General features: G+C 64.3%; 21 protein-coding genes. 5 read left to right on the forward strand and 16 right to left on the reverse strand.

Annotated elements, in window-relative coordinates:
* Positions 1 to 9 precede the first annotated feature (9 nt).
* The 5 genes from FHR27_RS13410 to FHR27_RS13430 form a co-directional block, all read right to left on the reverse strand.
* The gene (locus tag FHR27_RS13410; RefSeq protein WP_042552010.1) at positions 10 to 201 is read right to left on the reverse strand and encodes a DUF1289 domain-containing protein; all 192 of its coding nucleotides are present in this window, start codon (positions 199 to 201) and stop codon (positions 10 to 12) included.
* Complete coding sequence (locus tag FHR27_RS13415; RefSeq protein WP_042552011.1) at positions 201 to 725, reverse strand: gamma carbonic anhydrase family protein; 525 nt, start codon at positions 723 to 725, stop codon at positions 201 to 203. Before FHR27_RS13415 ends, FHR27_RS13410 begins: the two co-directional genes overlap by 1 nt.
* Before the next feature lie 22 nt (positions 726 to 747).
* Entirely contained in the window at positions 748 to 1,350 is a 603-nt protein-coding gene (locus FHR27_RS13420) for a CoA pyrophosphatase (protein ID WP_042552071.1), read from the reverse strand.
* A gap of 193 nt (positions 1,351 to 1,543) precedes the next feature.
* A complete protein-coding gene (locus FHR27_RS13425) occupies positions 1,544 to 2,305 on the reverse strand; it encodes an ABC transporter permease (RefSeq protein ID WP_042552012.1) in 762 nt (253 codons plus the stop codon).
* Positions 2,302 to 3,228: an ABC transporter ATP-binding protein gene (locus FHR27_RS13430; RefSeq protein WP_179538806.1), complete on the reverse strand. Its 927-nt coding sequence runs from the start codon at positions 3,226 to 3,228 to the stop codon at positions 2,302 to 2,304. The genes FHR27_RS13425 and FHR27_RS13430 overlap by 4 nt, the downstream gene beginning before the upstream one ends.
* 224 nt (positions 3,229 to 3,452) lie before the next feature.
* On the opposite strand from FHR27_RS13430, the gene FHR27_RS13435 reads away from it, so the two are divergent.
* Both FHR27_RS13435 and FHR27_RS13440 read left to right on the forward strand, forming a co-directional pair.
* The gene (locus FHR27_RS13435) at positions 3,453 to 3,764 is read left to right on the forward strand and encodes an I78 family peptidase inhibitor (protein WP_042552013.1); all 312 of its coding nucleotides are present in this window, start codon (positions 3,453 to 3,455) and stop codon (positions 3,762 to 3,764) included.
* A 66-nt stretch (positions 3,765 to 3,830) separates the two neighbouring features.
* Positions 3,831 to 4,748, forward strand: a complete 918-nt coding sequence (locus tag FHR27_RS13440) for a LysR family transcriptional regulator (protein ID WP_042552014.1) — start codon at positions 3,831 to 3,833, stop codon at positions 4,746 to 4,748.
* Positions 4,749 to 4,763: 15 nt separating this feature from the next.
* Here FHR27_RS13440 and FHR27_RS13445 read toward each other — a convergent pair whose 3' ends face one another.
* The 8 genes from FHR27_RS13445 to mdcA all read right to left on the reverse strand — a co-directional run bounded on the left by FHR27_RS13445 (position 4,764) and on the right by mdcA (position 12,474).
* Positions 4,764 to 6,110: an SLC13 family permease gene (locus tag FHR27_RS13445; RefSeq protein WP_042552015.1), complete on the reverse strand. Its 1,347-nt coding sequence runs from the start codon at positions 6,108 to 6,110 to the stop codon at positions 4,764 to 4,766.
* A gap of 253 nt (positions 6,111 to 6,363) precedes the next feature.
* The gene (gene mdcH, locus FHR27_RS13450; RefSeq protein WP_179538807.1) at positions 6,364 to 7,299 is read right to left on the reverse strand and encodes a malonate decarboxylase subunit epsilon; all 936 of its coding nucleotides are present in this window, start codon (positions 7,297 to 7,299) and stop codon (positions 6,364 to 6,366) included.
* Complete coding sequence (locus tag FHR27_RS13455) at positions 7,296 to 7,943, reverse strand: malonate decarboxylase holo-ACP synthase (RefSeq protein WP_179538808.1); 648 nt, start codon at positions 7,941 to 7,943, stop codon at positions 7,296 to 7,298. Before FHR27_RS13455 ends, mdcH begins: the two co-directional genes overlap by 4 nt.
* A 36-nt stretch (positions 7,944 to 7,979) precedes the next feature.
* Entirely contained in the window at positions 7,980 to 8,786 is an 807-nt protein-coding gene (gene mdcE, locus FHR27_RS13460) for a biotin-independent malonate decarboxylase subunit gamma (RefSeq protein WP_179538809.1), read from the reverse strand.
* Complete coding sequence (locus FHR27_RS13465; protein WP_179538810.1) at positions 8,783 to 9,640, reverse strand: biotin-independent malonate decarboxylase subunit beta; 858 nt, start codon at positions 9,638 to 9,640, stop codon at positions 8,783 to 8,785. Before FHR27_RS13465 ends, mdcE begins: the two co-directional genes overlap by 4 nt.
* Positions 9,633 to 9,932, reverse strand: a complete 300-nt coding sequence (locus FHR27_RS13470) for a malonate decarboxylase subunit delta (RefSeq protein ID WP_179538811.1) — start codon at positions 9,930 to 9,932, stop codon at positions 9,633 to 9,635. Before FHR27_RS13470 ends, FHR27_RS13465 begins: the two co-directional genes overlap by 8 nt.
* Positions 9,933 to 9,934: 2 nt before the next feature.
* The gene (locus tag FHR27_RS13475) at positions 9,935 to 10,813 is read right to left on the reverse strand and encodes a triphosphoribosyl-dephospho-CoA synthase (protein ID WP_179538812.1); all 879 of its coding nucleotides are present in this window, start codon (positions 10,811 to 10,813) and stop codon (positions 9,935 to 9,937) included.
* Positions 10,813 to 12,474, reverse strand: coding sequence for a malonate decarboxylase subunit alpha (gene mdcA, locus FHR27_RS13480; protein ID WP_179538813.1), 1,662 nt, complete (start codon positions 12,472 to 12,474; stop codon positions 10,813 to 10,815). Before mdcA ends, FHR27_RS13475 begins: the two co-directional genes overlap by 1 nt.
* A 170-nt stretch (positions 12,475 to 12,644) precedes the next feature.
* Here mdcA and FHR27_RS13485 point away from each other — a divergent pair, with 170 nt between their 5' ends.
* Positions 12,645 to 14,174 (forward strand): sigma-54-dependent transcriptional regulator, encoded by a 1,530-nt coding sequence (locus tag FHR27_RS13485; RefSeq protein ID WP_179538814.1) that lies wholly within the window; start codon positions 12,645 to 12,647, stop codon positions 14,172 to 14,174.
* 84 nt (positions 14,175 to 14,258) lie between these two features.
* On the opposite strand, the gene FHR27_RS13490 is transcribed toward FHR27_RS13485, so the two are convergent.
* On the reverse strand, positions 14,259 to 14,657 hold the full coding sequence (locus FHR27_RS13490) for a hypothetical protein (protein WP_052493737.1): 399 nt from the start codon (positions 14,655 to 14,657) through the stop codon (positions 14,259 to 14,261).
* A 120-nt stretch (positions 14,658 to 14,777) separates the two neighbouring features.
* Positions 14,778 to 15,230 (reverse strand): flavodoxin, encoded by a 453-nt coding sequence (locus FHR27_RS13495; protein WP_042552024.1) that lies wholly within the window; start codon positions 15,228 to 15,230, stop codon positions 14,778 to 14,780.
* A 139-nt stretch (positions 15,231 to 15,369) separates the two neighbouring features.
* On the opposite strand from FHR27_RS13495, the gene FHR27_RS13500 reads away from it, so the two are divergent.
* Both FHR27_RS13500 and FHR27_RS13505 read left to right on the forward strand, forming a co-directional pair.
* A complete protein-coding gene (locus tag FHR27_RS13500; RefSeq protein ID WP_042552025.1) occupies positions 15,370 to 15,852 on the forward strand; it encodes a PAS domain-containing protein in 483 nt (160 codons plus the stop codon).
* Positions 15,853 to 15,915: 63 nt separating this feature from the next.
* On the forward strand, positions 15,916 to 16,485 hold the full coding sequence (locus FHR27_RS13505) for a PilZ domain-containing protein (RefSeq protein WP_052493738.1): 570 nt from the start codon (positions 15,916 to 15,918) through the stop codon (positions 16,483 to 16,485).
* An 11-nt stretch (positions 16,486 to 16,496) separates the two neighbouring features.
* Here FHR27_RS13505 and FHR27_RS13510 read toward each other — a convergent pair whose 3' ends face one another.
* Positions 16,497 to 17,450 (reverse strand): MerR family transcriptional regulator, encoded by a 954-nt coding sequence (locus FHR27_RS13510; protein WP_042552027.1) that lies wholly within the window; start codon positions 17,448 to 17,450, stop codon positions 16,497 to 16,499.
* Positions 17,451 to 17,590: the final 140 nt, after the last annotated feature.

Genomic DNA, 17,590 nt, shown 5'->3' on the forward strand with positions numbered 1-17,590 from the left:
CGCGCCCCGCTAGAGCAGGATGCCTTTGTCCCGGGCACGTTCATGGCAAAGCTGCAGCACCTGGCGGCGCTCGGCGTTTTCCATGCGGCTCCAGCGGGTGATCTCGTCGACGTTGCGCTGGCAACCGATGCAGATGTCCTCCTCGTCCAGTGCACAGACGTGCACGCAGGGTGAGGCGACGGGACGTTCGGCGGTTTGCATCAGTCTTCCTGCTCGGCGAGATCGGTGGCATAACGCCTGGCGTTCTGTACATAGTGAGCGGCACTGGCTTCGAGCAGTTTCTTCTGCTGCTCGGTGAGCTCACGCACCACCTTGCCCGGCGAGCCCACCACCAGCGAACCGTCGGGAATTTCCTTGCCCTCGGCGATCAGCGCGTTGGCGCCGATGATGCAGTGCTTGCCGATACGCGCGCCATTGAGCACCACGGCGTTGATGCCGACCAGGCTGTAATCACCGACCGAACAACCATGCAACATGGCGTTGTGGCCCACGGTGACGCCTTTGCCCAGGGTCAGCGGTGAGCCCATGTCGGTGTGCATGACCGCACCGTCCTGGACGTTGCTGTCCTCGCCGATATGGATGAGTTCGTTGTCGCCACGCAGCACCGCGCCGAACCAGACACTGGCCCCCGCCTCGAGGCGTACCTTGCCGATCAGGGTGGCGCTGGGAGCGACCCAGCTTTGCGGATGCTGTTCGACACGGGCATTGCCCAGGCGGTATTTCATGGCGAAAGTCTCGGAGCCAGGCTCACGTGAGGTGAATGTAGTACTCGGGTGGGCGCTGCATGTCGATGCCGGCATCAAAGACCAGATTGACCAGCTCCACCAGCATGATCGCCGTCAGCCCCCAGATCTTGTACTCACCATAGCGGTAGCTCGGCACGTACCAGCTATGGCCGAGGTAATCGATGCGGTGGGTGACTTCCCGGGGGTCATCACGGAAGAACGCCAGGGGCACGGAAAACACCGCGGCGATCTCGCCATCGTTGGCCTGGTAGTCGACGAAGTCAGGCACCACCCCGACATAGGGCGTTACCTGAATGCCGTGCCTGGAAACCAGCGTACTGAGCGGCCCGACGATCTCCACGAGGCCGGGCGGCAGGCCGATTTCCTCTTCGGCCTCGCGCAGGGCGGTGTCAATCAGGTCGCGGTCTTCCGGGTCGCGGCGGCCACCGGGAAAGGCGACTTCGCCGCCGTGGGTGGACAGACCACTGGCGCGCAGGGTGAGCACCACTTCGGGCTCATCGCTGCGGGTGATGGGCACCAGCACCGCAGCCTCGGGAAAACCCTCCTGGGCCTCCATGAAGTGCGGGCTGTAGCCTCGAACGCGTTGGAGTAACTCGTCCAGCATGACCATTCTCGGAATTCTTCTGCGCCGGATAATGGCATGAAAAAAGCCTGGAACCCACCCTTTCACACCCTGCGAAAAACTCGCGAGCTAGGATCATGCAAGGCAAAAACAGGCGAGAAAGCGCAATGTACTTTTGTACATGAGCATTTCGAGCCCGTTTTTAACGCAGCAGGGCCGACGCGCAGCAGTTTTTTCAGCTTTTCAGGCGATAGCCGGTTTTAAAGATCCAGCCAACGGTAAGGATGCACGCCAGCAGGAAGCCGAGAATCATCCCCAGGCTGACCAGCACGTTGACGTCGGATACGCCGTAGAAGCTCCAGCGGAACGCACTGATCAGGTAGACCACCGGGTTGAACAGGGTCACCGTCTGCCACACCGGCGGCAGCATGCTGATCGAGTAGAAGCTGCCGCCGAGAAAGGTCAGTGGCGTAACGATCAGCGCAGGAACGATCTGCAGCTTCTCCCAGCCGTCGGCCCACACGCCGATGATGAAGCCGAACAGGCTGAAGGTCAGCGCAGTGAGCACCAGGAAGGCCAGCATCCAGAACGGATGGAGAATCTCGAAATCGACGAACAGCCGCGCCGTGGCGAGGATGATCAGGCCGAGCACGATGGACTTGGTGGCCGCCGCGCCCACGTAGCCGAGGAGAATTTCCAGGTAGGAAATCGGCGCCGACAGCACCTCGTAGATGGTGCCCGAGTATTTGGGCATGTAGATGCCGAACGAGGCGTTGGAGATGCTCTCGGTCAGCAGGGCCAGCATGATCAGGCCGGGGATGATGAAGGCGCCGTAGCTGACGCCATGCACCTGGGTCATGCTCGAACCGATGGCCGAGCCGAACACCACGAAGTACAGCGAGGTGGTGATCACCGGCGTGGCGATGCTCTGCAGCAGGGTGCGCCAGGTGCGGGCCAGTTCGAACAGGTAGATGGCGCGGATCGCGTAGAAATTCATGTCCGATCCCTCACCAGACTGACGAAGATGTCCTCCAGCGAACTCTCGCTCGACTGCAGATCCTTGAAGGCGATGCCGTGCTGCGCCAGCACCTGCAGCAATGCGGCGATGCCGGTGTCCTCCTGCTGGCCGTCGAAGCTGTAGACCAGCTCGTGGCCGTCGTCGCGCAATTGCAGGTCATCGCGCTGCAGCGCCGGCGGCAGTTCGCTCAACGGCTGCTGCAGGTGCAAGGTCAGCTGTTTCTTGCCGAGCTGACGCATCAGGGTGTCCTTGTCCTGCACCAGAATGATCTCGCCCTTGCGGATCACGCCGATGCGGTCGGCCATTTCCTCGGCCTCCTCGATGTAGTGGGTGGTCAGGATGATGGTCACGCCGCGTTCGCGCAGCTTGCGCACCATTTCCCACATGTTGCGGCGCAGTTCGACGTCGACTCCGGCGGTCGGCTCGTCGAGAAAGAGGATCTCCGGTTCGTGGGACAGCGCCTTGGCGATCATCACCCGGCGTTTCATGCCGCCGGACAGTTCGAAGATGCGCGCGTCCTTCTTGTCCCACAGCGACAGGTCGCGCAGCAGTTGCTCCAGATACGCGTTGTCCGGCGCCTTGCCGAACAGGCCACGGCTGAAGCGCACCGCTGCCCACACGCTTTCGAAACCTTCGTTGAACAGCTCCTGGGGCACCAGGCCGATCTTCGACCGGGCCGCCCGGTAATCACGCAGGATGTCGTGGCCGCCAACCGTCACCGAACCGCTGCCGGGATTGACGATGCCGCAGATGATGCTGATCAGCGTGGTCTTGCCGGCGCCGTTGGGACCCAGCAGCGCGAAGATCTCGCCCTTGTGGATGTCCAGATCGATGGATTTCAGCGCCGGATGCCCGGACGCATAGGTTTTGTTCAACTGCTGAATAGAAATGACCGATTGCACGGCATCGCCTTGATCCTGGAAACAGTCGGCCATTGTAAAGAAATGCTACACGCCACGCTGCCCCGCTCGGCGGAGCGCGCGCCATCACGGGGTTCGATGGCGACCAGGCGCACCTCGACAGCCTGTGGATAGGCCGAATTCGGAACACGGGCACGACAAGACAGTCCGATACACGGCACACTCTGGTACTTCACAGTGAACCCTTCAGACACAAGGATCATGCAATGGCTTTCAAACACCTGATTGGCGGCGCCGCCCTGCTCGCCGTGCTCGCCGGCTGCAGTTCGACCGACACAGCGCCCACCCAGGCCTCGAAACCCGCCAATAACAACGGCAAATGCAGTGCCGAAGCCGCCCAGGGCCTGCTCGGTCAGGTCGCCACCGCGGAAATCGTCGAACAGGCACGCCAGCAGTCCGGCGCACGCACCGCACGGGTACTCTCGCCTGGCGACATGGTCACCCTGGATTACGACTCCCAACGCCTGAACATCGACATCAGCGAAGCGGAAGTGATCGAGCGCATCGCCTGCGGTTGATTTGGTAGCCCCTGCCGATCTGCGTCACAATCGGGCCAGCCCCCTGCCAAGGAGTGGATCTGGCCCATGCAGATAGATGAAGAACTGACGCTCAAGAAGCTGGAAATCTTTCTGGCCTTCATGCGCTGCGGCAACCTGACCAAAGCCGCGAGCGAGCTGGACACCAGCAACGTCAGCGTGCACCGCGCCATTCATTCGCTGGAAAGCGCCCTGCGCTGCCCGCTGTTCAAGCACGAAGGGCGCAATCTGATTCCCCTCGAAAGCGCCTACGTGCTGGAGGAAAAGGCTCGCCAGCTGGTGAAGGACGTGGTCGACACGGTACGCCTGACCCGCGAAGCAGCCGGATTCTCGGCCGAGCGCTTCAAGCTCGGCTCGCTGTATTCACTGACGGTGAAAACCGTACCGCAGTTGATCATGGGCCTGAAGATACGGCGCAGCGAGTTGAATATCGACCTGATTCTCGGCTCCAACATCGACCTGATGTACAAGCTGAAGAACATGGAGCTGGACGCGATTCTGGTCGCCCTGAGCGACTGCGATCCCCATCCCGATTGCGAGCAACTGCCGCTGTTTTCCGATGACATCTTCCTCGCCGTACCGGTGGACTCGCCCTTCGCCGAGCAGGCCGAAGTGGACCTGGCCGACCTGCGCGAATCCACCTTCATCACCCTGACCCAGGGCTTCGCCACCCACCAGGACGGTGTGCGGGTATTTCAGCAGGCGGGGTTCGAGCCCAATGTGGCCATGCAGGTGAACGACATCTTCACCCTGCTCAGCATGGTCAGTTCCGGCGTGGGTTACGCCCTGCTGCCGGGGCGCATCGCGGCGGTGTACGAGAACCGCGTGAAGCTGATTGCACTGCAGACCAAGTACCACCTGCAGCAGCACATCGGCGTGGTGTTTCTCAAAGCCAAGGAGCGCGACCCCAACCTGCTCGCGCTCCTTGCCGAATGCCGCATGTACAGCCTCGGGCTGAATGCCTGAGGCCAGCCCGGTGGGTTACATCCAGCCCGGCACCACGAACAGCAACCAGGCCAGCAGCGGGCCGAAGGCCACCACCAGCCCGCTGTAGACGAGGAAACGACGGAACAACGCCTCGCGCTCTTCCTTCGCCGCCGAAGCCACCACCAACGCGCCATTGGTGGAGAACGGGCTGACGTCCACCACCGTGGAGGACACCGCCAGCGCACAGATCACGCCTGCCGCGCTGAGCTGGCCCTGCATCAGGAACGGTACCGCCAGCGGAATCGTGGCGCCCAGCACGGCCGCCGAAGACGCGAAGGCGGAGACGATGCCACCGACATAGCAGACCAGCAGTGCTCCCAGCAGCGGAATACCGATGGCGCTGACGCCATGGCCGACGAAGTCGACTGCACCGGCCTTCTGCAGCACGGCGACGTAGGTCACCACACCACTGATCAGCAGCACCGTGGACCAGCTGATGCCGTCCACGGCGCCCTTCTGCGCGGACGGCGAGATCACCGCAATAGCGACGGCCACGGTGATCGCCACCAGACCGACGTTGAGGTCATACACCAGCGCAGCGATGCCCAGGCCCAGCAGACCAACCAGAGTGATCAGGTGATCGCGGTTGATGCGCACCTCATCCAGCGCCTGCGGGTTATTGGACAAGGTGCCGCCACCGGCACTGACCACCGCGCCATGGCCCTCGATGGCGAACTGACGCGACGACGCCTGCACACCGGCGATCAACGGCTCATCGGCCACGGCACGTCCACGGCGCAGCAGTGCGATACCACCAAAAGCGAAGAAGCAGATGAACGCCATCAGCAGGTTGAAGCCGAGGCTGGTGAGGAACACGGCCATTTCCGTGACGTCCAGCCCGGCCTTCTGCACCACCTGGTTGGTGATGCCACCGTACACGCTGATCGGCGAGAACCCGCCCGCCTGCGCCCCGTGGATCACCAGCAGGCCCATCATCAACGGGTTGATCTCGTACTGCTTGGCGAAACGCAGCGCGACCGGACCGATGATCGCGACCGCCGCTGGCCCCAGCGCGCCGAAGGCGGTGAGCACAGCGGTGACGATGAACATCACCCACGGAATGGCCACGATATGGCCGCGCACGCCCTTCACCGCCCAATGCACCAGCAGGTCGATGGTGCCGTTCTTCTGGGCGATGGCGAACAGATAGGTAATGCCGACCAGGGTCAGGAACAGATCGGCGGGGAACCCCGCTAGAACCTCCTTGCCCCCCATGCCGACCCAGATACCGCCGACGATGAACGCCAATGCGAAGCCGACGGCGCCCATGTTGATGGGCAGGGCCGTGGCCACGATGAACATGATCACCAGACCGATGATCGTTGCGATTTCCGGACTCATACGCCCTCCCGAGACACCTGGTTGGTTTCATCCGATGGCGACACGCCATCCATGGGTGCTGCCTGGCCGTGCGGTGCTGCGCGTCTGCTCATGCGCACACCCAAGCGGTTACCGCCCTTTGCACGACGGCTTGCGGCGTGATGAAGCCGGCCAGAGTAAGGATGGCGAGTGGAGTTCGTCGGTAGGTGATCATTGTTTTTATCCTCGTGACGCATCGAAGTTATTGTTCTTGTGCTTCGGCAATCGGGCGTTGTTATCGGCTCTGGCTCACCTCCTGACGCAGCAGGGCGTCCAGCGTATCCAGACGCGCGCCCTGAAAGGCGATGGCCATGCCCGGCTCGAAGACGCGCCGGGCCAGCCCGCTCAGCACGCTGCCAGGCGGCAGCTCGAGGTGCAGCCGCACGCCCCGCTCGAACGCCGTCTGCAAGGTGCCGTACCAATCCACGATTCGGCACATGTTGTTGGCCAGGTCATCGCGCAGCGCATCAGGTTCGCTCAACAGTCGCGCGCTGCTACCACTCAGGTAACGGACGGCCGGACGCCGCAGGGTGACCGTGGCGAACGCTTCGTTCAACCTGGCGGCGGGTTCGGTGAGCAGCGCGCAGTGCGAGGGGACGCTGACCGCCAGCGGCTTCACCGCCCCTGCACCGGCAGCCCGGGCACGCTCGCCCACGGCCTGCATGGCGGCGCGGCTGCCGGCGATCACCAACTGGTTTTCGGCATTGATATTGGCCAGGAACACCGGCGATTGCGGGCCGTTCACCTCAGCCAGCAAGCGCTCGATACGGTTCAGATCGAGGCCGAGAATCGCCGTCATGCCGTAGCCCTGGGGATAGGCTTGCTGCATCAACTGGCCACGCAGAGCGACCAGACGCAGCGCATCGGCAAAACTCAGCGCATCGGCGACTACCGCAGCGGCGTAGGCTCCGATAGACAGCCCGGCGACGTAGTCGGGCTTCAGTCCTCGCGCCGTCAACAATCGGGCACCCGCCACGCCGGCGATCAGCAAGCACAGTTGTACGGCGCGGGTGCCCCGCAAGGCCTCGGCGGAATCCAGATCGCAGAGCGCCTCATTGAGCACCGCTGCGGCTTCGTCCAGGCACGCCCGAACGGCGGGCTCAGCCGGCAAGTCATGCAACATGCCGGGCTGCTGCGCGCCCTGGCCGGGGAACGCCCAGAGCGTGCTCATGCCACCGATCGCTCTGCAGCCCAGGGGTCGCTGACCAGCAGTGGCCCGGCGTTGCTCTTGAGCAGAACCCGTGCTGCGCCACTTGCCCACTCACGCAGGGCCAGCGCGCCGTGCGGAGTTTCCAGCTGCACGTCGATGCTGCCCGGTGCCGAGTCGATCAATGTGCACAATTGTCCGGCCCAGGCCCGTGGTACTGGCTGGGCGGCGCGTATCAGCAGATCCAGGTCGCTGGCCGGGTGCGCAGCGCACAGCCCACTGGCCAGCTCGAAACCAAGGCTTCCCGTCACGCCCCAGCGCAGGCCGGCACGGTCGAGCTGTGGCGCGAGCCAGGCCAGCGCACGCAGTGCCGGCCAGGCGCCGTTGGCATGGCGCAGCCAGCGCCCGGTACGCGCGACCCCCTCCGGGCTGACGCGTCGGCGCACCTGGTCAAGGCGCATCCAGGTAGCGAAACGCTCCTCCCGCACTCGGCCGCGAACGCCCACGGCAACCCAACATGGCTCGGCCAGGGCACGGCGCACCACCACCGGGGCGTGACGGCTCAGGGCGCCATGCACCCAGGCCGGAGCGTCCAGCGGCAGTTGTGCGGCAGCCAAGCCCCACAGCAGATCATGGGGGATGGGCACCAGCGACCTTTCATTGACCATCAACGAGTCCTCGGTCCAGGCAACGACGACCGCCCCCTACCACTGGGTGCGCAATAGCTCGCGTACGCGGGAAGACGCCGCCCGATTGGGCGCCCCCAGGCGGCTGCGCAGATCCTTGCTGCCACCGGCGATATCAGCCAATGCCTGGACCAGGCAGCCCTCCACCCGCGTGCGATCGCCGCCGGTAGGCTCTGCAATGTTCTCGACCGACAGGGTTTCCCAGAGCAGGCCGAGGGAAGCGTAACTGTCCAGGTCGTACGCCATCGGCGGGATGCTGGCTGCCAGGCTTTCCAGTTCCTCGACGCTGCGTAGCGTGATCCGTGCGGCAGCAGACTTGCCCATCGCATGCACCATGACGCCAGGATCGCGCAGGGCGATCAGCCGCTGTGCCTGGTAACCGTGAGCCAGAAAGGCACCGGACATCGCCTTGCCGACCAACAGGCCGATCACCGCATGCCCGGCCAAACGGGCACGGGCATAACTGTCGACCGCCGCGGCCAGAGCCTGGTGAATGCCGTAAGCCTCTTCCCGACGACCGTAGGCCTGGCTCGGCACGTCGACGATGGCGATCAGCGCCCGCTTTTGCGGCCCCTCGGCATCGGCCTGAATGGCGTCATCCACCGCCTTGGCCAGCCCCCAACCCTCGAGCAGTCCTACTTCACCATCGCGGGCACGGGGAAACGGATTGTCGCCATCGGCTACCACCGCCAGGTAGCGCACCGGCTGTTCGCCAAGCATGCCGTCGGCGACCAGCAGCGAAGCTGGCAGGCCCTCCAGCGGTGTGGCGCCTCTGGTCAGTGCCTGAAACCAGCTACGTCCGCGTTGTTCGCTTGCACCACTCATGACTGTTCTCCTTGAAAGGCGCTGCGCACCGCAGCGGCATCGGCCTGCACGCGGGTGTCGACGCCCTGCAGGCGCTCGAGGAACCAGGCATGGCGACGACTGCGCTCCAGCGCAGGCTTGCCCTGACACAACAGCTCGATCAACGTCTGGCGAATCGGTTCGACGTCGTCGGCCACGTAGCGGTCCACCAGCGCGCTGGCATGGCGCTGTTCACCACCGGTGAGGCTCCAGATGAAGGGGCGATCCCGTGAGTCGTACTCATCGATTCCCGCCTCCTGCTCGATCACCTGCGGGCCGTTGAGCCCCAGGCGAGCCTCGCGGGTTACCAGCAGATAACTGCACAGACCTGCGGCGATCGACATGCCGCCAAAGCAGCCGACCGGGCCGGCCACCAGGCCGATCACCGGCTGGTACTGGCGCAGATCGACGATCGCCGCCTGGATCTCGGCAATCGCCGCCAGACCGAGGTTGGCCTCCTGCAGGCGTACGCCACCAGTCTCCAGCAGCAGTACAGCGCGGGTCGGCGTACCGTCGCGGTTGTCCTGCGCGGCCAACTCCAATGCGCCGGCAATCTTCGCGCCGCCCACCTCACCCAGGCTGCCGCCCTGGAAAGCACCTTCGATGGCAATCACCACCGCGGGCTGCGCGTCGATCAACCCCTTGGCAACCACGACCCCGTCGTCGGCCTGGGGCACGATGCCCTGCAGGGGTAGCCACGGCGAGACCAGCCTGGCGAACGGATCGACCAACTCGCGAAAACTGCCCGCATCGAGCAGAGCGCGGGCCCGCTGACGTGCACCGAGCTCGGTGAAGCTGCGCTGTTCGAGCAACCGCTGGATCGTGGCGTCAGTCATGGCTCAGCTCCTCGAAGCCTTGTTCCAGACGCAGACGCACCACGCCGGGCGTTGCGCCGAAATCGTGAATCTCTATGTTCAGCGCCGGCAGGTGCTGCTCGCGGAACATGCGCTCGAACAGCTGCTGCCAGCGCGGCGCGCTACCGTTTACCGAGGTCACCACCTGAATCGCCAGGGTGCCATCGGTACCGGGCTCCAGCAGCACCTCGAGATCGCCGGAGCCGACACAGCCGACCAGGGCGCGATTACGGGCCGGTGCACCGGCGGGGAATTGGAAGGACAGGGTTTCCATGTTCAGAGACTCCCAAGCTGGGCCGGCAGACCAGGCTGCAGGCGGTCGAGAAACAGGCAGGCGGCGAGCAGATCGGCTGCACCGCCTGGCGAGGCGCGCAGCCGCAACATGTCGCCTTCCAGTTCACGCAGACGGCGGCGCCCAGCCAGGCTGGCAACGCCACCGGCATCGAGCACGGCGCGGGCGCCACTCTGCACGCAGTGCAGCCCTTCGAGGCCCGCGCGGTAAAGCACGCAGGTGTCGGCCAACTGACTCATGATCGCCAGCAAGGCATCCAGCCGGGCGTTCTGCTCGCCGGCGCCAGCAGCACGGCTGCTGGCCAACTGGGGCAAGGCATGGTGAATGACCGACGGGAACGCCTGTTGCGCCTCCTCGCGGGCGCCATGAACGCCATAGAGCCGACACACCTGGGCACCGTGGCTAGCGTTGCTGACCGGCGCCGCTCGGTCATCGAGCAACGCGATACGGGCAGCACGGACCGCCACGTTGCTGGCGGTGAGTTGGCGGCTGTCCTGCGCCGCGGCGGCACACAGCAGCCCGAGCGCCCAGATGGCGCCGCGATGGGTGTTGACGCCAGCGGTGACGCGCAGCATTTCCTGCTCACCTTCGCGGCCTATATGGCCGAGGGCTTCGCGCAGCGTTTGGGTAACCTCGCCTTCGCTCAGCGCAGCCTCTGCCATCGCCCTGAAACATGGCCATAGCGACAATGCAGAGGCATGCATCAGGCCCAGATGCAGATCCTGATGGGCACCACTGCCGCGTTTATCGACCAGCCCGGGCTTGGGTGACAGATCGGCTTCGTCGATCAGCACGTCCACCGCCAGATCTGCCAGGTACTCGTCGAGCGACCGCTGCGGCTGCTTGGAATGGATCGCACTCATCACCAGCTCCTGAATTTGGCGGGCGGGCTGTAGAGGCCGCCGGACCACTCGACCAATTCGGCGATGCTCTTGGCCGCCAGCAGTTCACGGCTGGCGTCGGCGCGGCGGATGCCGAGGTCTTCCGGCAAGGCGATCAGCCCTTCACGGCGCATGCGCTCGGTATCTTTCGGGTTGTGGCGCAGACCGATGCTGGTAACGCCAGCGACGGCGGCAATCATCGCCTGGCGCTCCTCCAGCGAGCGGGCCTTGTACAGGTAGGCGATGCCTTCCTCGGTCAGCAGGTGGGTGACGTCGTCGCCGTAGATCATGATCGGCGCCAGCGGCATGCCCGCCTTCTGCGCCACGCCGACGGCATCGAGGGTTTCCACGAAGGTCGGCTTGCCACCCTCCTGAAAGGTCTCGACCATCTGCACCACCAGCTTCTTGCCCCGCTCCAGCAGAGGCGCTTCGCTCTGCGCAGGGCGCATGTCGAGCCAGGCAGGCGTGCTGTGGCGGCGTCCACGCGGGTCATGCCCCATGTTCGGTGCGCCACCGAAACCGGCCAGGCGACCGCGGGTCACGGTGGAAGAATGACCGTCGCCATCGACCTGCAGGGTCGCGCCGATGAACAGGTCGACGGCGTATTGGCCGGCCAGCTGGCACATCAGTCGGTTGGACCGCATGGAGCCGTCGCGACCGGTGAAGAACACGTCAGGACGCTGAGCGATATAGCCTTCCATGCCCAGTTCGGTGCCGAAACAGTGCACGCTCTCGACCCAGCCGGTCTCGATGGCGGGGATCAGCGTCGGGTGCGGGTTGAGCGTCCAGTTGCGGCAGATCTTGCCCTTCAGGCCGAGGGACTCGCCGTAGGTCGGCAGGATCAGTTCGATGGCGGCGGTATTGAAGCCGATGCCATGGTTGAGCGACTGCACGTTGTGCTTCTGGTAAATGCCGCGGATCGCCATCATCGCCATCAGCACATGCACGGGCTTGATATGGCGCGGATCACGGGTGAACAGCGGCTCGATGTAGAACGGCTTGTCCGCCACCACCACGAAGTCGACCCAGGACGCAGGAATGTCCACCCGAGGCAGTTCGTCGACGATCTCGTTGACCTGAAAGATGACGATGCCGTCGCTGAAGGCCGTGGGCTCGACCAGCGCCGGCGTGTCTTCGGTGCTCGGCCCGGTGTAGATGTTGCCGTGGCGGTCGGCCTGGAAGCCGGCAACCAGGGCGACATTGGGAATCAGGTCGACCAGCAGCCGCGAGTACAGCTCGATATAGGTGTGGATGGCACCCACTTCAAGCAGGCCGTCCTCGAGCAACTGGCTGATGCGCAGGCTCTGCGGGCCGGCAAAGGAGAAGTCGAGCTTGCGGGCGATGCCGCGCTCGAACAGATCCAGGTGCTCGGCGCGGCTGACGCTGGGCATGATCATGTGCAGGTCATGCAGGCGACCCGGGTCGGTCTGGGCCAGCGAGCGGGAGAGGAAGTCCGCCTGCTTCTGGTTGTTGCCTTCGAGCACCACGCGATCGCCTGGGGCGATCAGCGCTTCGAGCGCGGCGACTATCTTGTCGCTGGGCAAGACCACGCCATCGGCGAGGGCACGCACCTGATCGAGACGCCGGGCCTTTTCGGCACGGCGGCGCGACCACTGCGGCGGTGGGGCGATTGTAGTTGTCATTAATGACTCCACGAGTTCCGCTGTCGTGGCATCACAGTAGGAGCGTGGACCAACCCCATCAATCAAGCGCGGCGTCATAACGTTACGCTCAGGTTAACGATGCGCACCGGTTAACGTCAGCGGACAGACCGGGCATACTGCGCCACCGTTCACCGCTGCCCGGCCCCCCCATGCGCATTCACGTTACCTTCATCGATCGCGTCGGCATCACCCAGGAAGTGCTGGCCCTGTTGGGCGGTCGCAACCTCAATCTCGATGCCGTGGAGATGGTGCCGCCCAACGTCTATATCGACGCCCCGACCCTCAGTGCCGCGGTGCTCGACGAGCTGCGCGAAGCACTGTTCAAGGTGCGTGGTGTGCAGGCGGTGACGGTGGTCGACATTCTGCCCGGACAGCGCCGTCGCCTGCAGCTCGATGCCCTGCTGGCGGCGATGACCGATCCGGTGCTGGCGGTCGATGGTGACGGCCGCGTGCTGCTGGCCAACCCGGCGTTGATCGCCCTGTGTGGCCGTGAGCCGGAAGGCGTGGCGCTTGGCGAACTGTTCGCCGAAACGGATCTGCAACAGGCACTGCTCGACCAGCATTTCCGCCTGCCACTGCGCGAGGTGACGCTGAACGGCCAGGCGCTGCTGCTCGACGCCACGCCCATCAGTGAATCGGCCGACATGGGCCAACTGGCCGGCGCTCTGCTCACCCTTTATGAGCCCAGCCGCATCGGTGCACGCCTGGCGGCGCTGCATCATGACCATGCGGAAGGCTTCGACTCATTGCTCGGCGACTCGGCGCCCATCCGCACCCTCAAGGCCCGTGCCCAGCGAGTGGCGACCCTCGACGCGCCGCTGCTGATCCATGGCGAAACCGGTACTGGCAAAGAGCTGGTGGCACGCGCCTGCCACGCCATCAGCACGCGCCACAGCGCGCCATTCCTGGCCTTGAACTGTGCCGCCCTACCGGAAAGCCTCGCCGAGAGCGAGCTGTTCGGCTATGCCCCAGGGGCGTTCACCGGTGCGCAGCGCGGTGGCAAGCCGGGGCTGCTGGAACTGGCCAATCACGGCACGGTATTTCTCGACGAGATTGGCGAGATGTCGCCTTATCTGCAGGCCAAGCTGCTGCGTTTTCTCAGTGACGGCACCTTCCGCCGGGTTGGCGGGGACCGCGAAGAGCGCGTCGACGTGCGCATCATCAGTGCCACGCACCGCAACCTGGAGCGGATGGTCGCCGAAGGGGAGTTTCGCGAGGATCTTTTCTACCGCCTGAACGTGCTCAACCTGCAGGTGCCTCCATTGCGAGAACGCGGCCAGGACATCCTGCTGCTGGCTCGACACTTCATGCAACACGCCTGTGCGCAGATCCAGCGAACCCAGTGCCGACTGACCCCGGACACCTACCCCGCCCTGCTGGGCAATCGCTGGCCGGGCAACGTGCGCCAACTGCAGAACGTGATCTTTCGCGCGGCGGCGATATGCGACAGCAATCTTGTACAGATCGGCGATCTGGACATCGCCAACACCGCCGTCACCCAACAAACCGGAGGGGAAGTCGGCAGCCTGGAGGCCGCGGTCGCAGCTTTCGAGAAGGAGTTGCTTGAGAAACTCTACGCCAGCCATCCCTCCACTCGGCAACTGGCTGCCCGACTCAACACATCGCATAGCGCCATCGCCACACGGCTGCGCAAATACGGCATCAAGGGGAATCGCTGAAGGCGACCGCTAGCCGCGGTCGCCTGCGAATCGGGCGGGCACTCCCGACCTGCTGGCCGGAAACACCTGCACCTGGCTCATGACTTACTGGCCAGCACCACCACCGGCACCGCCAGCGCCACCTGCGCCACTGCCTGCACCGCCACCGGTACCATCACCCGTGCCACTGCCTGCGCCACCGGTACCGCCACCATTGCCGCCGGTGCCACCGGGCATTGGGTCGGAGCCGGCGCCAGTGCCATTACCCGTACCGGTTCCGGTACCTGGCGCCGTGGTGCTGCCATCGGTACCCGGGGTTGTGGTGCCGGGCGTGGTGGTTCCCGGGGTCATGGTGCCGTTGTCGCTAGGTGGAGCACCTGGCGTGGTAGGCGACGTCGGCGCGGTGGTTCCCGGTGCCGGAGCACTGGAATCCGCGATGGCTGGCAGAACGGCACCGGCCAGCAGGCCGCTGAGTACGAGAGCTGGAATTTTCATCTTGTTCATTGTCGTCACCTTTCATCCAGGTTGGTGGGGAAGCTCGCCCGCTTTCTTCAATGAAGCGAACGCTCCCTACACCCGACCGGCCTTGGTTCAACAATGTTCGCCTCGCAGGATAAACGGTCGTTACCCGCGCAGGGCCTCGACCAACTCGGCGAGCCAGGGTTCGGCGTCCTGCTCGGGGGTGACGCTTTCACTGGCATCCACGCGCAGCATGGGCAGCACTTCGCGGATGCTCAGTTCAGCGAACAGCTCGCGCACCAGCTCGCCCCCCGCACAGTAGGTATCGCCATAACTCGAATCACCCAGCGCGATCACACCGCCGGGCAGGCCACTCCAGGCAGGGAAGCGATCACGGATCGCGTAGTACAGCGGCTGCAGGTTATCCGGCAACTCCCCCATACCGGTGGTAGACGTCACCACCAGAAACCCCTGCGGGCCGAACGCCAGGACATCCTCCAGGTTCGCCCGCGGGTTGTGCCAGGCGTCGAAGCCGGCCTGTTTCAACAAACCTTCAGCGTGTCGGGCCACCTCTTCGGCGGTGCCATAAACCGACCCGGACAGAATCGCGACTTTCATGAAAACTCCGTATGTTCAGGGCTGCGCCGAGCATTATGCCGCATTGCGCGAGCGCTCGTTCGGCGCCGCCACGCAGCAGGACGACAGCGGCCGGGCGGGCCTCTGATAAACTGGCGAAAATGGCTGAGGGACGCAGGAAATGATCAACGCCAAACTGCTGCAACTGGTGGTCGATGCTTCGAATGACGGCATCGTGGTCGCCGAGCAGGAAGGAGAGGACAACATCCTCATCTACGCCAATCCGGCATTCGAAGCCCTGACCGGCTACAGCAGCGAAGAAATCCTCTATCAGGACTGTCGCTTTCTCCAGGCAGGGGATCGCGACCAGCCGGCGCTGGCCCTCATCCGCGAAGCCGTGCGCACCCAGCAACCCTGCCGCCAGGTGATCCGCAACTATCGCAAGGATGGCAGTCCTTTCTGGAACGAGTTGTCGATCACCCCGGTATTCAATGAAGGCGATCAACTGACCTACTTCATCGGCATTCAGAAGAACGTCAGCGAGCACGTGCAGAATCAAGAGCGGGTCAGGAAGCTGGAGGCCGAGGTGCAGGCCCTGCAAGGCGAGCTGGATGAATTGAAACGACGGACGTACGGTAACGAAACCGCTGGCGAGTTGTCATAAGGGTGCTCCCACCTTGCGCAGAAAGCCGTCATGCAAGATTCGTCGCTCCTGACTCCCCTCGAAATGGAATTCATACAACAACTTACCGAAAACAGCCCTGCCCCGGTCGACTCCGATCCGGGCCTGCAGGTCGATGCCGCGCGGCAGACCGCCGAGCTGCTGGCCAGTTGCGCCGCCATGGAACAACTGACGATCGAGGCGCATGTCGCCAATCAGCGCCTGTCGTTCACGCCTCATCTGGTCACCGACGAGCAGAACACCCCGCATCTGGAACTGGGGGTGCCGCAGATTTTCGAAGAGGGCTCGTTCGACCGCGCCTGGCGCCTGCCACTCGACCCGCCGCGCCCCCTGCTGGCACGCGACGGGCAGCCGGGCAGCCTGTTCATCCATGAACTGTCGCTAAGTGGTCTGTTGGTGGCGCAAACCGCAAAAGCCTCGCCACCCGAGCGTTTCAGCCTCGATCTGGATGTCGATGAAGTGCAGCCGATCACGCTGCAGGGCAGCCTGGTGCGCGTCACCGACGACGGCATGCTGGCCTATGAGCTGACGCTGGACGAAGACAACGGCGAACGCCTGCAGAGCTACCTCTATCAGCAACACCGCAGTCTGTATCCCCGCGCCCACCCGCTCTGAAACAAGCGGCCTCAGGTATCCAGGCGACCCGCCAGAAACTGCCGCAGACGCCGACGCATCAGACGGCCCTCGCTGCCCAGGCAGGCGATGGTTGAACCGCGCAACCCTTCCTCGAGCAGATCGGCACCCTCGCCCACCAGCGCGACCGGGCATTCGAGAGCGAGCGCCAGGCGCTCCAGCGCCTGCGGGGTATCCGCGACCGGCGCCTGGTTGGAAAACACCACCACCGCAACTGGCCGCATCCTGCCGCACACCTGCGGCAGCTCTTCCAGCGACTGACCGATGCCCAGTACATGCACGGCGACATCGGCCGGGTTCAGCAGCAGGCCGGTGACCAGCAGCTCCAGTTCGCGGCAACGCCCCGGCAGTGCCACCAGCAGCAGGCGGCCCCCAGGCTGATCGCGCAGGTTGTGCAAGCGCTGCAACACACGGCCACGCAGGAAGGTATCGAAGAACAGCCATTCACTGCCGTACCCAGGACGACCATGACGCAACAGCAGGCGCTGCCAGAGCGGCATGATGATGTCCTGAAAGGTGACCGACAGCGGGTAGCTGGAAAAGACCTGCCCGTACACGCGGTCCAGCTCGGCCTCGTCGTAAGCCTGCACGGCCTCCAGCAGGCGGCTCTGCCACTGCGCCCATTCGCCCGACGTAGCCGACTCGTAAGTCGGAGCACCGCTGGTTTCACTGGCAGCGTGGCGAGCGAGGATCCGACCGACCTTGCTGACCGGCACCCCGCGTTCGATCCAGGCCAGCACGCTGCGTACCGTCTCCACGTCGACAGGTGAGTACAGGCGATGACCACTGTCGGTACGCACCGGCTGGATCAGGCCGTAGCGCCGCTCCCAGGCACGTAGCGTCACAGGGTTCACACCCGTCAACCGAGCCACTTCGCGAATCGGAAACAGTTCCTCTTCCTTGAAAGCGCTTGAGTTGAAAGGTACGGAACCAACCAGATCGGACATAAGAAAAACCGCAGCAGGGTCAGAAGCCTGCAAGTCTACTCCAGCTGCGAGTGCCTTTCAGTTTAGTTGTACAAATCCTGTACATGGGCGATCGTCGGCTCCGTAGCACTTCATTGCACCGGCAGGCGCCCTGAAACAGG

Source organism: Pseudomonas flavescens (genome assembly GCF_013408425.1).
Lineage (GTDB): Bacteria > Pseudomonadota > Gammaproteobacteria > Pseudomonadales > Pseudomonadaceae > Aquipseudomonas > Aquipseudomonas fulva_A.